15 protein-coding genes are annotated in these 18625 nt (G+C 42.9%); 6 read left to right on the top strand and 9 right to left on the bottom strand.

Features of this window, described 5'->3' with window-relative positions:
* The first annotated feature begins 70 nt into the window (after nt 1-70).
* Together Q0788_RS00385 and Q0788_RS00380 are read left to right on the top strand one after the other, a co-directional pair.
* On the top strand, nt 71-775 hold the full coding sequence (locus tag Q0788_RS00385; protein WP_298807181.1) for a hypothetical protein: 705 nt from the start codon (nt 71-73) through the stop codon (nt 773-775).
* 102 nt (nt 776-877) lie between these two features.
* Entirely contained in the window at nt 878-2539 is a 1662-nt protein-coding gene (locus Q0788_RS00380) for an AarF/UbiB family protein (protein ID WP_298807180.1), read from the top strand.
* Between the two features lie 120 nt (nt 2540-2659).
* Here the strand turns inward: Q0788_RS00380 and ruvB are convergent, their stop codons facing one another.
* From ruvB to Q0788_RS00355, 5 genes are all read right to left on the bottom strand, one after another.
* Nucleotides 2660-3643, bottom strand: a complete 984-nt coding sequence (gene ruvB, locus Q0788_RS00375) for a Holliday junction branch migration DNA helicase RuvB (protein WP_057760949.1) — start codon at nt 3641-3643, stop codon at nt 2660-2662.
* 175 nt (nt 3644-3818) lie between these two features.
* Nucleotides 3819-4439, bottom strand: coding sequence for a Holliday junction branch migration protein RuvA (gene ruvA, locus Q0788_RS00370; protein WP_298807178.1), 621 nt, complete (start codon nt 4437-4439; stop codon nt 3819-3821).
* A 78-nt stretch (nt 4440-4517) separates the two neighbouring features.
* Nucleotides 4518-5555: a class II fructose-bisphosphate aldolase gene (gene fba / locus Q0788_RS00365; RefSeq protein WP_057760953.1), complete on the bottom strand. Its 1038-nt coding sequence runs from the start codon at nt 5553-5555 to the stop codon at nt 4518-4520.
* A gap of 413 nt (nt 5556-5968) precedes the next feature.
* Nucleotides 5969-6355 carry a hypothetical protein gene (locus tag Q0788_RS00360; RefSeq protein ID WP_201567361.1) on the bottom strand — a complete coding sequence of 129 codons (387 nt, stop codon included), beginning with the start codon at nt 6353-6355 and terminating at the stop codon, nt 5969-5971.
* A 257-nt stretch (nt 6356-6612) separates the two neighbouring features.
* Nucleotides 6613-7827, bottom strand: a complete 1215-nt coding sequence (locus tag Q0788_RS00355) for a phosphoglycerate kinase (protein WP_298807177.1) — start codon at nt 7825-7827, stop codon at nt 6613-6615.
* 501 nt (nt 7828-8328) lie between these two features.
* On the opposite strand from Q0788_RS00355, the gene Q0788_RS00350 reads away from it, so the two are divergent.
* Complete coding sequence (locus Q0788_RS00350; protein WP_296211482.1) at nt 8329-8658, top strand: TraR/DksA C4-type zinc finger protein; 330 nt, start codon at nt 8329-8331, stop codon at nt 8656-8658.
* A gap of 65 nt (nt 8659-8723) precedes the next feature.
* On the opposite strand, the gene Q0788_RS00345 is transcribed toward Q0788_RS00350, so the two are convergent.
* Nucleotides 8724-9392, bottom strand: a complete 669-nt coding sequence (locus Q0788_RS00345; protein ID WP_298807175.1) for a thiamine phosphate synthase — start codon at nt 9390-9392, stop codon at nt 8724-8726.
* Between the two features lie 87 nt (nt 9393-9479).
* Nucleotides 9480-10562: a serine hydrolase gene (locus tag Q0788_RS00340; protein ID WP_201608238.1), complete on the bottom strand. Its 1083-nt coding sequence runs from the start codon at nt 10560-10562 to the stop codon at nt 9480-9482.
* A 393-nt stretch (nt 10563-10955) separates the two neighbouring features.
* Between Q0788_RS00340 and Q0788_RS00335 the strand changes: the two genes are divergently transcribed.
* From Q0788_RS00335 to Q0788_RS00325, 3 genes are all read left to right on the top strand, one after another.
* Complete coding sequence (locus Q0788_RS00335; RefSeq protein WP_101206382.1) at nt 10956-11591, top strand: response regulator; 636 nt, start codon at nt 10956-10958, stop codon at nt 11589-11591.
* Nucleotides 11592-11625: 34 nt separating this feature from the next.
* Nucleotides 11626-13383, top strand: coding sequence for an ATP-binding protein (locus tag Q0788_RS00330; RefSeq protein WP_298807174.1), 1758 nt, complete (start codon nt 11626-11628; stop codon nt 13381-13383).
* 78 nt (nt 13384-13461) lie between these two features.
* Entirely contained in the window at nt 13462-15177 is a 1716-nt protein-coding gene (locus Q0788_RS00325; RefSeq protein WP_298807173.1) for a sigma-54 dependent transcriptional regulator, read from the top strand.
* Nucleotides 15178-15251: 74 nt separating this feature from the next.
* On the opposite strand, the gene Q0788_RS00320 is transcribed toward Q0788_RS00325, so the two are convergent.
* Both Q0788_RS00320 and gpmI read right to left on the bottom strand, forming a co-directional pair.
* Nucleotides 15252-16721 carry a S41 family peptidase gene (locus tag Q0788_RS00320; RefSeq protein ID WP_298807171.1) on the bottom strand — a complete coding sequence of 490 codons (1470 nt, stop codon included), beginning with the start codon at nt 16719-16721 and terminating at the stop codon, nt 15252-15254.
* 234 nt (nt 16722-16955) lie between these two features.
* Nucleotides 16956-18614, bottom strand: coding sequence for a 2,3-bisphosphoglycerate-independent phosphoglycerate mutase (gpmI, locus tag Q0788_RS00315; protein ID WP_298807170.1), 1659 nt, complete (start codon nt 18612-18614; stop codon nt 16956-16958).
* Between the last annotated feature and the right edge of the window lie 11 nt (nt 18615-18625).

The following is an 18625-nucleotide window of genomic DNA, read 5'->3' as shown; positions in this document are numbered from 1 at the left end:
ACCTAATACGAACACACGATGCGCTGATGCAGCTAATGCTAAGGCGCTCACTTACCGATGCGAGAACCTTATGCTGACTGTCCTTCTATTAGCTGGAGCCGAAAAGCTAATTAATATTGCCATTGCGAGTGATGAGATTACCAAAGCAGGTTTAGCGCCCCTTGCAGGTAAGGTGTTACGTCTTAATATGGGAATGCCTGAAATTCATTTAGATATCTTGTTTACTCAAGAGCGTTTGCGCTTTGAGCCGGTCACGACGGATAGCATATTTGAGCCAAGTGGCCAGATGAATGAGCGCCAAAGAGCCGGCATAGAGCGCGCACGTTTTGGTCATAGTCGTCCAGACTGTACTATCACTGTAGATAATGCCGCTCAACTACTCAATCTAATGCGCGGTGCGGAAGGTAACCTGCCAATCGCTGGCGATTACAAAGTGCTAATGCAGCTCAAGCAACTGGTTGCAGGATTTGATCCTGACGTGGCTGGACAGCTTGAACCATTTATTGGTAAGCCAATGGCTAGCCAGTTACATCTCCTTATCTCTCAGCTCAAAGGTAGCTGGCGTCATAGTGCCAAACGTGCTTTTGATGATGTCAGTGATTGGGCCAATGAAGTGGCTGGCAATAGCACACCTGATCCTATCGAGGTGGCTGAAGTAAATGATCTGAAACAGCAACTGTTAAAATTACGTGCTGACGTCGAACGAGAAGAAGCCAAACTTGCTGCTATCAAAGAAGAGCAAGCGCAGTTTCTGAATAACTCGTTTCATCAATAGTCGACTACATCAATCATAAATGAACGCTATTACCGATGGCATTATTTATGATTAAGCGCAGCGCTTACCCCATTTTCGTCTTTGTTTAGAGTACCTAACCTCATGCTATTATCGCACCGCGCTCGTCTACTTGAGCTTTGGCGTATCGCCGCAATGTATCGCCTTGATACCCATTTTTCTATCGAAGAAGCACCGCAGCTGCAACCTTTGGCGCGATTAATTCGCATTCATCCAGCAGCATGGGGCAAAAAGCACCAACCAAATGCGATTAAGTATGCGCTTGAGGACATGGGTACGCTGTTTTTGAAACTTGGCCAGTTACTCTCAACGCGTCGCGACTTGGTACCGCCTGAGATTATCGCTCAGTTGATTCAGTTGCAAGACAAAGTTAAGCCTTTCGACGCTGATATTGCTGTCGCTCAAATTCAACATTCTAAACATGGTCTTGGCCAGTCCATTGAAACCTTGTTTGCTCGATTCGATATCAAGCCGTTAGCGGCTGCTTCTATCGCTCAAGTTCACACAGCTGCCCTACATGATGGGCGTGAAGTCGTGGTAAAAGTGGTTCGCCCCGATATTCGCACTGTGATTGTCTCTGATTTTGAGCTACTGCGGGAATTGGCAAGTTGGGCATCTGCGCGTATTGAGGCGGCACGTGCCATCCATATCATTGATATTGTCGAAGACTATCGGCAAGTCATGCTCAATGAGCTTGATTTGACACTTGAGGCTGATAATACTACTCAGATGCGTAATAACTTCTTGGGTTCAGCACTGATGTATGTGCCTGAAGTTTACGACGCTGCCAAAAACGTGATGGTCATGGAGCGTATCCAAGGTGTCCCTATCTCACAAGTTGAGATGTTTGATCAGTTAGGCTATGACCGTGCGGCGCTTGCAGAAAAAGGCTTAACGATATTTTTTACCCAGGTCTTCCGTGATAACTTCTTTCATGCTGATATGCACCCAGGCAATGTGTTTGTAGAAACACCACCTGTGCAAACCTTACATGCAGGTATGGCAGCAGTTGATTTAGGTCATGCACCACGTTATATCGGGCTTGATTGCGCCATCATGGGCACTTTATCAAAAGACGATCAGCTCATCGTGGCGCGGATGTTACTTGCCGTAATGAACAATAACTTTACCGCTGTGGTTGATATCGTCAGCCGTGCAGGTTGGATACCACCAAATGCTGATAAACATGCCCTGATGCGTGATATGAAACGTACCGTCGGCCCTATGCTACAAAAATCAATCGATGATATCGACTTTGCTGGCGTACTGATGCAGATTTTGGACATTGCGCGTAGACACCATATGAGTATCCCGCCGCAGCTGATGCTTCTGCTAAAAACCTTGGTCCATGTGGAAGGACTCGGTCGTGATTTATATCCTGATCTGGACATTTGGTCACTTGCCAAGCCAATTTTAAGCAGTTGGATTAAAGAACAGTTAGATCCTATGCGTAATCTACAGCAACTGCGCCAACAACTGCCTGAAATGCTCCTGTCTACCACCGATATTCCTAAACTATTAGATCAAGGGCTACAAAGCCTTGCCTCACAGGGCTCTCGTCAGGACAGTCAACTACGCGAAATACAACAGATTCGCGCTGACATGCTAAATGACCGTCGTCGTGATTGGTTGGCACTCGCAGGTTTTGCTATATTTATCGCTATCGCTACGCAAGTTATCGGCTGGCTATCACCTATATTTTATATACTGGCTGTCTTGGTAGTTGTTTGGCGAATTTTGGCTTAGAAATCAGATTTATTTTTACTCAATCAGTTCAGAAAAGTTTTCATAATTTTAGATTTAAACAAAAAAATGCGCCTACTTCTCATCAAAAGCAGGCGCATTTTTTATATTGAATACTGATTACTATAACATCTGATCTATTGCCATCTGTGTCAGTACGCGGCCACGAGCAGTACGCAGCACATAACCTTGTTGAATCAGATATGGCTCAATCACATCTTCAAGTGTACCACGGTCTTCAGCCATCGCTGCTGCCACTGCTTCAACACCCGCAGGACCACCGTCAAAGCGCTCATGCAATATTTCGATATAACGTCTGTCTAGATGATCAAGACCACGTCTATCCACTGCCAGCATATCTAACGCGCTACCTGCAATCGCGCCATTAATACTACCGTCGCCTCTTACCTCGGCATAGTCACGCACGCGGCGTAATAGGCGGTTAGCAATCCTTGGTGTACCACGTGCACGGCGCGCAATCTCTACAGCCCCGTCTTCACTCATTGGTACACGCATTAGACGTGCTGCGCGACTGACAATCGTCGTTAGGTCTGCGATATTATAAAATTCAAGACGCTGTACAATCCCAAAACGGTCACGTAGTGGTGACGTCAGTAGCCCTGCTCTCGTCGTTGCTGCTACCAAGGTAAACGGCGGCAAATCAAGCTTGATAGAACGCGCAGCAGGCCCTTCACCAATCATAATGTCCAATTGGAAATCTTCCATTGCTGGATAAAGGATTTCTTCAATAACCGAGCTTAGACGGTGAATTTCATCAATAAACAGTACGTCACCTGCTTCTAGGTTGGTCAGCATGGCTGCCAAATCTCCTGGGCGCTCAAGCACAGGCCCTGAAGTAGAACGCAGATTACCACCCATCTCACGAGCGATGATATTGGCAAGGGTCGTCTTGCCCAGACCCGGTGGACCAAATATAAGTGTGTGATCTAGCGCTTCGTCACGGCCACGAGCAGCACCGATGAACACTTCCATCTGCTCACGCACCACCGGCTGACCAATATACTCGGCCAATAATGCTGGTCGGATATTGGCATCAGGAGCGTCACTTGCACCTTCTAGCGGATTAATTAAACGATCTTGCGTCATAGAATTTATCATTGTATTAAAAAATTAGTTAACAAATAGCATAACCAAACGCTGCGCATAAGTCATGCAAAACCTCATTAAGCGAGTACTAAAACGAAAATAAGCGACATTTAATGTCGCTTATTAATTTAATACATTATGTGGTTGTCATCGATAGACGGCTAGTTAATATGAATTAAAAGCCAGATAGTTGCTGTAAAGTAGCTTTTAACAGACCTTGAGTATCAGCAAAAGTATCTCCTTTACTCTTAGCAGCTTTAATCGCCAGCTGAGCTTCTTTTTCTTTGTAGCCCAAGCTAATCAACGCGCCTTCCACTTCAGCGATGATACTGCCTTCGTGAGAAATCGTAGTTTTCTGAGGTGTCAATTCAAACGAGCCACTATCAACGTCGATATTCTTTAACTTGTCTTTTAGCTCAATCAATAAACGTTGCGCTGTCTTTTTACCGATACCTGGGATACGAGTTAATGCCATCTCCGACTCTTGCTCAACATGCATTTTTAACTCAGCTGCTGACATTGCAGACAGCATAGCCAAGGCCATTTTTGCACCAACCCCGTTAATTTTAATTAATTGGCGAAAGACATCGCGTTCTTTTCGATCGATGAAGCCGTAGAGCAACTGTGCATCTTCGCGAACATGGAAATGTGTCCAAATGCTGGCTTGTTCGTTAAGCTGTAACTGGCAAAATGAAGGCAATGGCAGTTCGATATCATAACCCACACCAGAGGTCGTCATGATACAAGCAGTCGGTGCCATCAAGTACTGCACCTGTCCGGTAATCAATCCAATCATTATTTACGACCTCTTATGTAAAATATTATAAAATCAGCTGCTACTTCATGATTAACAACTACGTTCTACAACACAGTCTTATTGGTAAAAATTTACCATACCTTCAAGACTGGTTGGACGAATTTTATGTGCTTGACCTGCAGAGCCGAACGCTTCAAAACGATTGGTACAGATATCTGACATCGCTACCATAGACGCTTTGAAGTACTTGCGTGGATCAAATTCACTTGGATTTTTCGCAAGGAATTCACGGATAGCGCCAGTTGATGCCAGACGTAAATCCGTATCGATGTTTACTTTGCGCACACCATGTTTGATCGCTTCAACGATTTGCTCAACTGGCACACCATAAGTTTCGCCGATATCACCGCCATTTTCATTAATAACTTTTAGCCATTCTTGTGGCACTGATGAAGAACCATGCATCACAAGGTGGGTATTAGGAATACGGGCATGAATCTCTTTTACGCGCTCAATAGACAAGATATCGCCTGTCGGTGGACGTGTGAACTTATAGGCACCATGGCTAGTACCGATAGCAATCGCTAACGCATCGACATTGGTATCTTTTACAAACTGCTCAGCTTCATCAGCACTGGTCAAGAGCTGCTCATGATCCAATACGCCTTCAGCGCCAGAGCCGTCTTCTTCACCAGCCATACCAGTTTCAAGACTACCTAGGCAACCGATTTCGCCTTCTACAGAAACGCCGCAAGCATGTGCCATCTTAACAACTTCGCGCGTGACGCTAGCATTGTAATCATAGTCCATTGGCGTTTTGCCATCTTCACCAAGTGAGCCGTCCATCATCACTGATGAAAAACCTAACTGGATTGAGCGTTGGCAGATAGCTGGCGACATACCGTGATCTTGATGCATTACTACTGGAATATGTGGCCATTCTTCGATCGCAGCGATAATCAAATGACGCAAAAATGCTGACCCTGCATAGTTACGTGCGCCTGCACTGGCTTGAACAATAACAGGTGAATCACAAGCATCCGCAGCCATCATGATTGCACGCATTTGCTCTAAGTTATTGACGTTAAAAGCAGGAACACCATAACTGTGTTCAGCGGCATGATCTAGAAGTTGACGTAAGGATATTAGGGCCATAAGACGCTCTCTGATTAGATTTTGAATAGTATTTTAAAAAACAGCTTGATAGCAATCATTTCACTGTATATTCGACCATACTGACCGTATATAGGTTAGTAGAAATCTGAATGATATTGGATATGATTACCACGCGGTGATTATAGCAAAAATTGTTCTGTCTTCGTAGCGGTTGACCGACTATTTGTCAGTCTATACCGTCTCTTTATGTCAGTTTAACTTTTATAAACTGTTACTTTATAAAATGTAACAATGGCATACAACGCAAAAAGCCTTGGCAATCACCAAGGCTTTTCTAGTATTTTGAGGCTTATAAAGCAATGACCCTTTTTAGATATTATTTACCGATGATTATCTATCAATCGATATAATCCCAGCAAATCAGTCATTATAGTGCTTAGTTATCGCGTAGCTTAGTACTGTTGCTCTGCATCAACTGCAACATCATTTGCGCCATCAGCGACAGCGTTAGCACCATCAGCAACAGCTTCAGCAGTATTTTCAACCGCTGTGTTAGTGCTTTCAGCAATAGCATCGCCAGTGTTTTCTAGAGCGTCTGTCGCAGCTGCACCAGCAGTGTCAGCGCCTTCGGCAACTTCAGTACCAGCGTCTTGAGCAGCAGCTTCAGCTTCAGCAGCAGCAGCGTCTGTTTCAGCGGCAGCAGCATCAGCGTTTGCAGCAGCATCATCGCCAGCAGATTCAACAGCAGCTTCAGTGTTTTCTTCTGTTTGTTGGCTACATGCAGTGATTGCAAAGGTACCAGCAAGTACGCTAGCAAGTAATAAATGACGTTTTAACATAATAAACCTCTCGTAAATAATGCATGTCAAAATACATGGTCGCGCTATTTTATAGAGTGCGAATCAGACATGCAATAATAATTTTCAGTATATAAATAAATAATGACTGCTTAATAATAATCGATGGCTATTGCGCTTACTTATATCAATAAAAACAAGCAAATCAACAGCCAAAATATTATTTTTACAGACTACCTTAGTTATTTAAAGTTAGTTGTACGTCTAATGTTACTAAGCTACAGAGTATCGTTAATTAGTTAGGCATCTATTTGCAGTGCAGCAACTGCTGGAAGTACTTTACCTTCAACAAACTCTAAAAACGCACCGCCACCTGTTGACATATAGCTCACACCATTAGCAACTTGATATTTATCGATAGCCGCTAACGTATCACCGCCGCCCGCGATAGAGAAACCATCGCTGTCTCTTACAGCAGTAGCTAATATCTGTGTACCTTGCCCGAAAGCATCGACTTCAAAGACACCCACTGGACCATTCCACAAGATAGTTTCTGCATTAATAATGGCATCAGCAAGTCGCTTTGCGCTTTCTGGTGCGATATCCAATATCATGTCATTGTCACCGATAGCATCAACTGATTTGATCGTTGCAGTGGCTTTTTGCAATGAGCCAGTAAAGTCAGCAAAATCGATGTCGTTTTTATCAGCGACTACGACGTATTCAGGCAGTAGAATTTCAGTCTTGGTCATAATGTCACGTGCAGTATCGAGCAAGTCTGCTTCGTACAATGAGGCGCCAACACTGTGACCTTGTGCTGCTAAGAAAGTATTAGCAATACCGCCACCAACGATAATCTGTGTGCAAACTTCAGCCAAGCTGTGTAGCACTTCTAATTTGGTTGATACTTTTGACCCACCAACGATAGCAAGCATTGGTTGTGCTGGTGTTTCAAGCGCTAGGCTCAAAGCATCAAGTTCAGCAGCTAACAATGGCCCTGCACAGACGGTTTTGTCTGCTTGACGCATCGCTTGCGTAACACCCTCTGTTGATGCCTGTGCACGGTGCGCTGTACCAAAAGCGTCCATCACAAACACATCGCACAAATCAGCATACTTTTTCGCTAGCGTGGCATCGTTTTTCTTTTCACCGTCATTGAAGCGTACATTTTCTAATAGAACCACTTCGCCAGATTTCACATTGGCACCTTGGGTAAGATAATCACTATTAAGACGTACAGGCGTCGATAGTTGCGAGCTTAATTTTTCCGTCAGATAGTCAGCAACCGGCGCTAATGAGTATACAGCTTCAGGATTGCCTTCTGTTGGGCGGCCTAAATGTGAGCAAACAATTACCGCAGCGCCTTTTTCGAGCGCCATCTTGATGGTAGGAAGACTGGCTTGCAAGCGCGCATCGCTCGTGACCTTGCCGTCTTTAATAGGTACATTTAAATCTTCTCGGATCAACACCACTTTATCCGTTAAGTTCAACTCACTCATACGCAAAAAATTCATCACCTGCTCCTATGCATCAATATATCTGTTAATTTGCGATTACTGTCGTTACTGATATGACTATTATAGTCAGCTCTATATAAATCAGATTCAGTGCTAAGCTCGCTCTACTATTTCGTCGCACTCTTACTAACCGGCTTTATAAATACGCTATTTTATATCCAAGCTATATCGTCACTATCAGCTTTATTACTTTTTAATGTTTTTTAACGCTTGGCTCTGGCACTTATCAAACCACTCTGATGGATCGATCAAGTAAGCAGAATTTAGCGGCGGTGTATTCTACCAGTTTTCTAGCGCAGTCTCACAAGCAACCTGACACAAATTTCAGCACGTTTAAAATATTTAGTCTAAATTCTCAGACCATTATTCGATTGCAACAATTGCAGTTGCTAGCTTCAAGCATAATCAATAAACCGTAACATTTCGTGGTGGTACTCAGCAGTCAAGCTCTTTATGATAGAAACATTGACAATAAAAATAATCCATTAGGAGAAAATAATGAGCATCAACTTAGACACTGCTAAACAAAACCTATTAAAATTAAAAGATGAGTACGAGTCTCGGATTGATAAGATAGAAGATCACATACAAAACCCGCAAGATGATCTCAATGAACACTGGGAAGATCAGGCCATATCCTATCGTCAAAATGACATGCGCAAAAACTTAATGAGTGAAGCGCATCAAAGCTTAATCTATGTCGAAAATGCATTGAGCCGAATTGAAAATGGTACTTATGGCGAGTGCGAAGTCTGCGGTGAACAGATCGAAGAGCAACGCTTAGAAGCGCTACCCTATGCTACCTTATGTATGGAACACGCTGAGTAGCGCTGTCATATTAATATTCTATTATAAGACTATTACTACTCTAAAACCTCTCTAATAAGAGTACTTCAAGTAGGTATTTTCCATTTAGAAAATGCCTGCTGCCACTCACAACAGCGCTGAGCTATGTCTGCTGCTGGCAAATCCATGATATCCCCGACTACTGCCACAAGCGCAATGGGCAAATCTACTAAATCTGAGACATTTTCTGCGGTTAACCCCCCTATCACACAGATTGGTATGCCTTGCTGACACCCTTCCACAAGCTGCTGACGCGAAATGATATTAGCATTTGGCTTAGTTGTAGAAGTAAATACAGCACCCATCGCAGCATAGCTTGCACCATCATTTTTTGCTTCTTTAATCAGCGCTACATCACCATGGCAGGTACGACCGATGATTTGATGCGGTGAAAGGGATTGCAAAGCATTACCGATACTGCCGTCTGTTTGACCAAGGTGTACCCCAACGCCAAGCTTTTCGGCCAACTTCACGTCATCATTAATAACAACTGGCACGCTATACGTTTTAGCTAACTCAACGATTCTTTGCGCCTCATCAAAAAGCTTCAAAGCTCCATCAGGTAGACTAAGAACTTGCTTACGACGAATTTGTAATAGTGCAATCAATCCTGTCGATAAGGCTGCTTCTAGCTTTTGATATAACAGCTCAAATTCATCATCGTTGGTCAATAAATATAGCTTAGGCATAACTGAGGAGAATGGTGAATGACCCATAGCGTGTATCCTTAATGCTTAAATTCAACACAATAAAAAAGCCGTTATATGATATAACAGCTTTTTTATACATTTAGAACAGATAGCTTACACTGTACGACGAGTAGCCAAACTATTTAAGATATTTTTAGCATCGCCCCAGCGTGTTGCTGAGCTGTTTGCTCCTAAGATAACAATAATCGCAGGACGATTATTGACACGAGTTTCCATTACCACACAACGTCCAGCTTCATTGATAAAGCCTGTTTTAGAGATACCGATTGGATAGCTGCCGTCACGGACCAACGTGCTAGTATTACTGGCTTTATAGGTACGGTTACCACTTGAGTAGTTTGAGACAAAAAAGTCATAGCTCTTAGTAGTAGAAAAACGACGAATAACATCATAGTTACCAGCAGCACGTACCATCTTGACCAAATCTTTTGAAGAAGCTACGTTACGCTTATCAAGTCCAGTTGGATCACCAAAAAACGCCGTATTCATGCCCAAGTCTTGCGCTTTACGATTCATCGCACGCATAAAGGCATCATAGCCACCTGGGTAGTTACGTGCCAGACTCTTCGCCGCTGGATTTTCAGATTTCATCAACGCCATCAATAGCATCTCAGCGCGGTTTAAACGATCACCTGATTTTAAACGCGAGCTTGCACGCTTAGGACCAACAAAATCCTCTGGATCAAGCGTGATTTCTTCACGCATATCAAGGCCTGCATCCAATACGACCATAGCCGTCATAACTTTGGTAATACTGGCCATGGGACGCGCGATATCAGCATCTTTTTCGTAGATAGATTCGCCAGTTTCAGCGTCGATCACCGCAACACTACGTGAATCAGTACTAATCGGAATCATATCGCTGCTGCCAAATGCCCCACGATAGGTTGTGTTATAGCGAGTAGTATTGGTGTTATTACTACTAGCAAAACTATTGGTATTCGTGATGTTGGTAGTACCATAGCCATTATCGACTTTCTTAATAGCAGAGCCGTTGGACTTGTACATTATGTTACGAGCTTCAGACAAGCTATCAGCGCCGCCCCAACTCAGGCGTGCACTAGAAGCAGTGTCAGTGCTACCATTAATTGTAAGTGCGGCTTGTGCAACACTGCCCAAACTCAATGAAATCATAGCAGCGATCAATTGCTGTTTGGTTAATGGTAGTTGCTTCATTATGCCTCCTGCTGTCGCTATTACGCCAGTTACATATTGTCTGACGCCAAAAACGTACGTAGCGTTTATAGATGTGTTTGTAAGTACTCACATAGAGCTTTTGTATTTTTAGTGTATCATGGTTTACATTTAAGTTTAATCTATCAAACTGATTTAGTAGTTTTTTTTGGCTTCGTTCAAACTTTGCTACAACCAATTTATATTATAGAAACATCAATTCACACTGCAGCAATATAATTTAACTTCGAATGTTATGATTACTCATATTTTGTTATATTAATTAGCAGTATTTTGAATATACAAAGATAAAAACAATGGTTGAAGTATATTCGTTTTTTATATTATTTGAACTTAATAAAGCGTCCATTCTGACAATCAATAAAGAGTATGGTAATGATTAAAGTATTAGTGGTAGATGATCATGATTTGGTACGGATGGGTATTAGCCGTATGTTGTCAGACAGCCCCGATATCGAAGTGGTAGGTGAAGCAGACAGCGGTGATATGGCTATCAAACAAGCCAAACAACTACATCCTGATGTAATTTTATTAGACGTCAATATGCCGAATATTGGCGGGCTTGAAGCAACCAAACGTCTGATTCAACTCGATATGGGTATCAAGATTTTGGCGGTCAGTAGTATGTCTGCACAGCCCTATCCTTCAATGCTGATCAAAGCAGGTGTGAATGGTTACATTACCAAAGGCACACCGCTTGATGAAATGATACGTGCGGTTAAAAAGATTTATCAAGGAGGTCGCTACTTCAGTCAGGATGTCGCTGAACAGTTAGCAGATGTTTTATTGTCTGATAATGCCAACTCACCTTTTGACTTATTAAGTGACAGAGAAAAACAAGTGGCCATGATGGTTGTTAATTGTCAGAGCCCTCAGCAAATAGCCGATCAATTATTTGTTAGCGTCAAGACCATTAATACGTATCGCTACCGTATTTATGAAAAAGTTGGGGTTGATAGTGATGTTAAATTAACTCATTTGGCCATTCGTCATGGTCTGATTCAACCATAAACCATTTTAGCGTTTATTTTATTACGGCCAGTTTATGAACCCTGCTACCAACCTTAGTTCTGCCATTATTCGTTATGCACATCATGACGATACACTTCCTCTGCCGCAGTTGCGTAAGTTGGGGCTGATCTATAGCAGCTATCGCTTCGTTGTTAGCCTGTTCTCTATGCTCATGCTATACATCTCTGCCCGTACCGGCGATAGCACTTCTTTACCGAGTTTTTTACAACAAACGACTCTAAGCTTTTATGTACTGTTAAGCTTGATACTGCTTGGATTATTTTATGTTGTTAAAAAACATATGCGGCGCCAGCTGGCATTCGGACTGGCCTTAGACGTTATTATATTAAGTCTACTGCTCTACACGACAGGCAACCCTGATTTGCAGTTAACCATGCTATACATGGTGGTCGTCGCGGCTAGCTTTATGCTACTACATGGTTCACAAGCGCTGGTTATTACGTTACTTGCCATCATTCTCGTTATTTATCAGCAGTTTTTTTACGCTATTGCTAATAGCATGAGTCTAGCCAACCTAGGTGATGCGCTACTGATGTCAGCGAGTTTTTTAGCAGTGGGCGGTTTGAGTTGGTCTATCTCTCAGCGATTGGTACAGCTTGAGAAAGTCGCGGCAAACCATGCTAAGGAAGTCGAGCGACTAAACGTGATCAATCAAGAGGTTATCACGCAGATGGTGAATGGTGTTATCGTTATCGATAAGCAACATATTGTCTTAGCAAACCTTGCCGCACATCAGTTGCTGAGCCTTTCATTTGCCACGCCTGTCACAGCACAGAATACCCTTGACGATACAAAAGAAACTCAAAACCAAGCACTTCTCTCTAATTTTGAGCAGCAACTCAATGAACAGCATTCACAGTTGTTTAATGCCTGCTTGTCGGTAGCATCTGGGCAGTCACGCGCTTTTACCTACGATGTGCCAGCTGTGGCAAATGCCTCAATATTTGGCAAATTACGTGTACAGATTATTCCACTAAAAGACGATAGCAAACTTGTCATATTAGAAGATTTACGCCGTGAGCAAGCCAGTGCTCAACAGTTGAAACTGGCTTCTTTAGGGCAATTAACTGCCAGTATTGCCCATGAAATCAGAAACCCATTAGCAGCGATATCGCAAGCCAGCCAGCTATTAATGGAAGATGTTGCAGAACAAATGGAAGATGACAGTGCACTAACAAGTGAATTGAATGCTGCCATGACTGGCAACCATGAGCTTTATAAGATGATATTTTCACAGACAAAACGTGTAAACCGTATCATTGAGGATATTTTAAAGCTGTCTCGTCAGCAGACGGCTACCCAGCAGGTGCTCGAATTGGCTGAATGGATGCCATCGTTTTTGGAGAATTACTTTCAAGGACACGACATTTTTCTACGAATAAAAACCAAACCCATCATATCATTTGATACTCATCAGTTAGAGCAGATATTGATCAACTTAATCAACAATGGTCTGCGCTACAGTAGCTATTCTCATCCTCATGCTTATGTGGAAATCGACATTTACTGCGCAGACAACGATGTTATAATCGATATATTAGATAATGGTGATGGTGTTAGTACTGGAAACTTACAACTTTTGTTCGATCCATTTTTTACAACAGATAAAGCTGGTACAGGACTGGGGCTCTATTTATCACAAGCATTTTGTGAAGCCAATCAAGCACGTTTACTCTACATCCCTGAACATGAGAAAACATGCTTTCGATTAATTGTACCTTCTATTAAATCTGATAATAAATTTCAAACTATTGAAGGAAATCTTACCTAAATTTATCTTTTGAAAGCTATTACACCCATTTAGACCCAACTATTGATTTTATAGCCATTGAATACGATGAGATGATGTATGACAACAACCGCGCTAGTCGTCGATGATGAAGTAGATTTATGTCGATTGATGCAAATTACCCTAACTAAAATGGGTATCAAAAGTGATGTGGCTTATACATTGTCGCAAGCAAGAACATTTTGGCAAGACAATGACTACGATTTTTGTCTGACGGACTTAAAACTGCCAGATGGCTCGGGACTTGAGCTGGTAAAAGAAATTAGCGATAGCTCTAATATTCCAATAGCGGTGATCACGGCTCATGGCAGCATGGATTTAGCTATTGAGGCATTAAAGCTTGGTGCCTTTGATTTTGTTAATAAGCCGCTAGAACTACCACGTTTGCGCCAACTGGTAGAGAATGCCCTAAAAGTTATTCATCAGGATAGCGAAATACAGGCCACACCAGAATGCTCTCCTGAACAAAAAATGCTAGATAGTAGATTGATTGGTAACTCTGCTGTCATGCATCCCCTCAAAAACACTATTTTAAAGCTAGCACGCTCACAGGCACCTGTGTTTCTATCGGGCGCTTCTGGCACAGGTAAAGAAGTAGTCGCCAGATTGATCCATGATTTAAGTCCACGGCGTGATGGCAGCTTTGTACCAGTGAACTGCGGTGCGATACCATCGGAGTTAATGGAGTCGGAGTTTTTTGGTCATAAAAAAGGCAGCTTTACAGGGGCTGTCGCTGATAAACAGGGATTGTTCCAACAAGCCAATGGCGGCACGTTATTTTTAGATGAAGTGGCAGACTTACCTCTAGCCATGCAGGTTAAATTGTTACGTGCCATTCAAGAAAAAACAGTAAGGGCAATCGGTGATACAAAAGAAGTTCCAGTAGACATCCGCATTTTGTCTGCCACTCACAAGGACTTGAGCCAACTGGTACAGGATGGTGCGTTTCGACAAGATTTATATTATCGCATCAATGTCATTGAGCTAAAGCTTCCAACGCTTAATGCACGTCGTGATGACATCCCTGTGTTGGCAGACCACTTTTTGGCTATGATTGCTGACGACTGGCAACTAGAGTCGCCGCCGTCATTGACGATGGAAGCCTGCGAACGCTTACAACGCCACGATTTTGCGGGTAATGTCCGTGAACTACGCAACTTATTGGAGCGTGCAGTTACGTTAGCTGAAACTTCATATATAGACGTTAGTCATTTAGGTCTTTCTGACATTGAACCTGAGCTTGTAAATATACAAGAGCAAAATCATAGTTCAACTATCGATAGCTCTGAGCTACTAGCTCGTAGCGTAGAAAATCAAATAGATGTTCAATCTACAGCCCAATTAACAAAGAGCGGTGAGCAAGCCATTCAATCTAGCAATAATACAACGGCGCAGGTTGAGCAAAGAGCTATCAATTTACATCCCTATCGTACTAATAACAACCACTACCCCTCAATGGTACAGCATTCGTCAAATAATAATGACAGTTCGTCAACCAACGTAGCAAGTACTCATGACAAAGAGTCGCTCCTTGACTCCACCGCCCAACAGGAAACCTCTAAAGATATATCAAGTTTGCAAGAACTGTTCGACGGTCAACTACCGCCTCAAGGATTAGAACATTATTTGCAGGAACAAGAAAAGCAGCTGATTATCACGGCACTCAAACAAACTGGCTGGAACAAAACCCAAGCAGCTGAATTATTAGGAACCACCTTTCGTTCTTTACGCTACCGTATGAAAAAGCTCGAAATTTCTGAAGATGCGTTCGACTAGTTTCTTTTAAGCGGCATCTTCAAATATTTTTAAGCGTTGAATGGTATATGCTGTTAATTAATTGCTACGAAAATCTATTCTTTCGTAGCATTTTTTCTAACAAAGCGAATGCCAGAATCAAGTGCGCGCGCCTTCACTAATTCTAAAGCTTTCTGCTCCCACGTGTTCTCGCTGCCAGATAAGGTCACATCAGGTTCTACGCCGATCTCATCTATTTGTTTGCCTGCTGCCGTCATATAATTGGCCACAGTCAATTTGACGGCTTGCTCATCGTTTAACGGTATGACTGATTGTACTGAGCCCTTACCATAGCTAACTTCACCGATAATAGTAGCGCGTTTTTGTGCTTGTAAACTACTAGCAAGCACCTCTGCTGCTGATGCTGAATAGCGATTTTGTAATACCACTAATGGCAAAGGCTTAAGTATCGCATCACCTTGGGTCGATAGTACCCGTGATTTATTTTGACGTGCTTGCACCTGCACCACATCGGTATCATCCATAAATAAACTGGCCACGCTCACTGCTGATGTCAGTACGCCACCTGGATTATCACGCATATCTAGCAAAATGCCTGATATCGGAGCGTTTAGGTTAATTAAACCTTCTAGTAATTTCTCACGGCTGTTGTTTTGAAACGCCGGTAATTTGACAATGGCAATACCATCGATCAGTTTGGTCTCGATAATCTGCGGATGACTATTATTACGCTGCAACGTCGTTGTGTGCTTACGGCGGCCAGCTTTGGAAGTGATAATATCTACCTGCGTACCAGCGATACCCGTTAAGAGCTGCTCAACGTCATTGACCTGTCGCCCTTCATCTAGCTTAAACTCATCAACCTGATGCAAATAATCACCAACTGCGATGCCTTTTTTGTCTGCAGGTGAATCATCGATAACCTCTGTCACGACCCAATATCCTGCCTCTGGCTGGTAATTAACCTTAATACCAATATCACCAACGTCGCCCTCAGTAAAAGCACGCAGGTTCTCATAGGCTTCTGCATCTAAAAACTCAGCATGGCTGTCAAGTTTGGTCAGCATACCGCTCATCGCATTGCTAAATAACTCTTCGTCATTGACCGCATCGACGTATTGACGACGTACTAAATCCACCACAGCCACAAATGTTTTTAGCGTCTCAGGAGAGATAGCATTTAACGATACTTGTGCAACTTCTGCTGGAATCTCCGTATCAATATCATCAGCATCATCCGTCAGCGCGCTTTCATCTGGCACACTATCTATTGAGTCATCTGGCTCATCGGCGACATCTAACATATCAGCAATGTTAGATAAGTTATCAGCGTCGTTTTCATCCGCTATCTCATCTGCATTTAGACTGATAAGCTGTAGACCATTTGTAGGATTATCATTATTTGTAGAAGCTCCCACTGCTGCTTGTGCATTTACGCCCATCCCACAACCAAGCACACCTATTAAAATTGCAGGCTGCAAAATCTTGGACGCGACTGATGCCTTCCCTACTGATTTACTTAACCCTTTGGATAAAAAAGAACGTGCAAAAGAAATAGGCTGCATAAAAGAACTCATTTGAATAATAGAGAATACGAATTTAGCGTTATATAGCGACTTATAAGATAGCACCAAACGCATATTTCGAACTAGCATAGTATTGCAAGTAAATTAAGTAAAATGTATCACAAAAAAAGGAAAGGATAATAGGTTATCCTTTCCTTTTCGATATCTTCTAGTACAGCTGTCAAATCAGTATAAACCACAGTCATTCAAGTACTGTGGTTTAACTCGACTGGCTTAGACTGCTGGAACCAATAAGCTCTCACCTGTCATTTCAGCAGGGGCGTCAACATTCATCAGTGATAAAATAGTCGGCGCCACATCACTAAGTTTACCACCACGGCGCACTTGCAGCTTTTGCTCACCTACGTAAATTAATGGTACATGCTCTGTCGTATGCTGTGTATGTACTTGACCACTTTCATAGTCTTGCATCTGCTCGCAGTTACCATGATCGGCTGTGATAAGCATATCACCACCAGCAGCTCGGACTGCTGACTCGATACGGCCAACGCATACATCCAAAGCCTCTACCGCTTTTACCGCTGCATCAAAGATACCTGTGTGCCCAACCATATCACCATTGGCATAATTGACCACCAATACATCATACTTACCAGACTCAATCGCTTCTACTAATTTATCAGTGACTTCAGGCGCACTCATCTCAGGCTGTAAATCATAAGTTGCAACGTCTGGAGATGGCACTAATATACGGGTCTCGCCCTGATACTCTTCTTCGCGGCCACCACTAAAGAAAAATGTCACATGCGCATATTTTTCAGTTTCAGCGATACGTAGTTGAGTTTTTCCTTGATCCTGCAAGTACTCTCCCAATGTGTTGGCTAAAGACGTTGGGTAGTAAGCAATACTGGTTTTTGGATTGTCAGCTAGGACATCTGAATACTTAGTTAGCATCACAAACGCCGCCAGTTTTGGCTGCTTTTGACGCGCAAATCCAGAAAACTCATGATCTGGCAAGACAAACGCTTGGGCAAGCTCACGAGCACGGTCAGCACGGAAATTCATAAAAATAAGTGCATCGTTATCATTAACAGTATATGGCACTTCATCACGTCCAATTACGGTCGTTGGGCTGACAAACTCATCGGTCTCACGCGCTTTATAAGCAGCTTGGACAGCACCATCTGCCCGTGTCGATAGACGATCAGCTTTGCCTTCAGTAATCAGCTCATAGGCTTTTTGCACTCTATCCCAACGATTGTCGCGATCCATTGCATAGTAGCGACCGATGATACTCGCAATCTGTACGCGGCCACCTTCGTAATGAGCATTCAATTTATCGATATAATCGCGCAGACGATTGATGTACTTATCAGCAGATTTAGGCGGGGTATCACGGCCATCTAAGAAACAATGAATAAAGACATTCTTGGCACCATGGACCAATGCTGAATGACACATACCTTCGATATGGTCTTGATGTGAGTGGACGCCGCCATCAGAGAGCAAGCCCATAATATGGACGTTACCGCCACGTTCATTAGCCGCTTTTACCGCATTGACCAATGCTTCGTTCTTATAAAATTCACGATTAACAAGTTCACTTGAGATACGAGTTGAGTCCTGATAAAGAACACGTCCCGCCCCTAAATTCATGTGACCAACTTCTGAGTTACCAAACTGACCATCTGGCAAACCAACATCTTCCCCTGAAGCTGAAATCAGCCCATGAGGATATTGCTGATAAATCTTGTCTAAATTTGGCATATTGGCAGCAGCGATGGCGTTATCTTTATCTTCTTCACGATGACCAAAGCCGTCCAATATCATCAAGACATGCGGTATCTTTTTATTCTGTGCACCGTCTTGGTTATTGCTAAGCTGTGTTTTATTATTATCAATAGAGTCTGATGCTTGTTGGGTACTGGTCATATATTACCGCT

Source organism: uncultured Psychrobacter sp. (assembly GCF_947500265.1).
Lineage (GTDB): Bacteria > Pseudomonadota > Gammaproteobacteria > Pseudomonadales > Moraxellaceae > Psychrobacter.
This window is presented reverse-complemented; position numbering and strand designations above follow the sequence as displayed.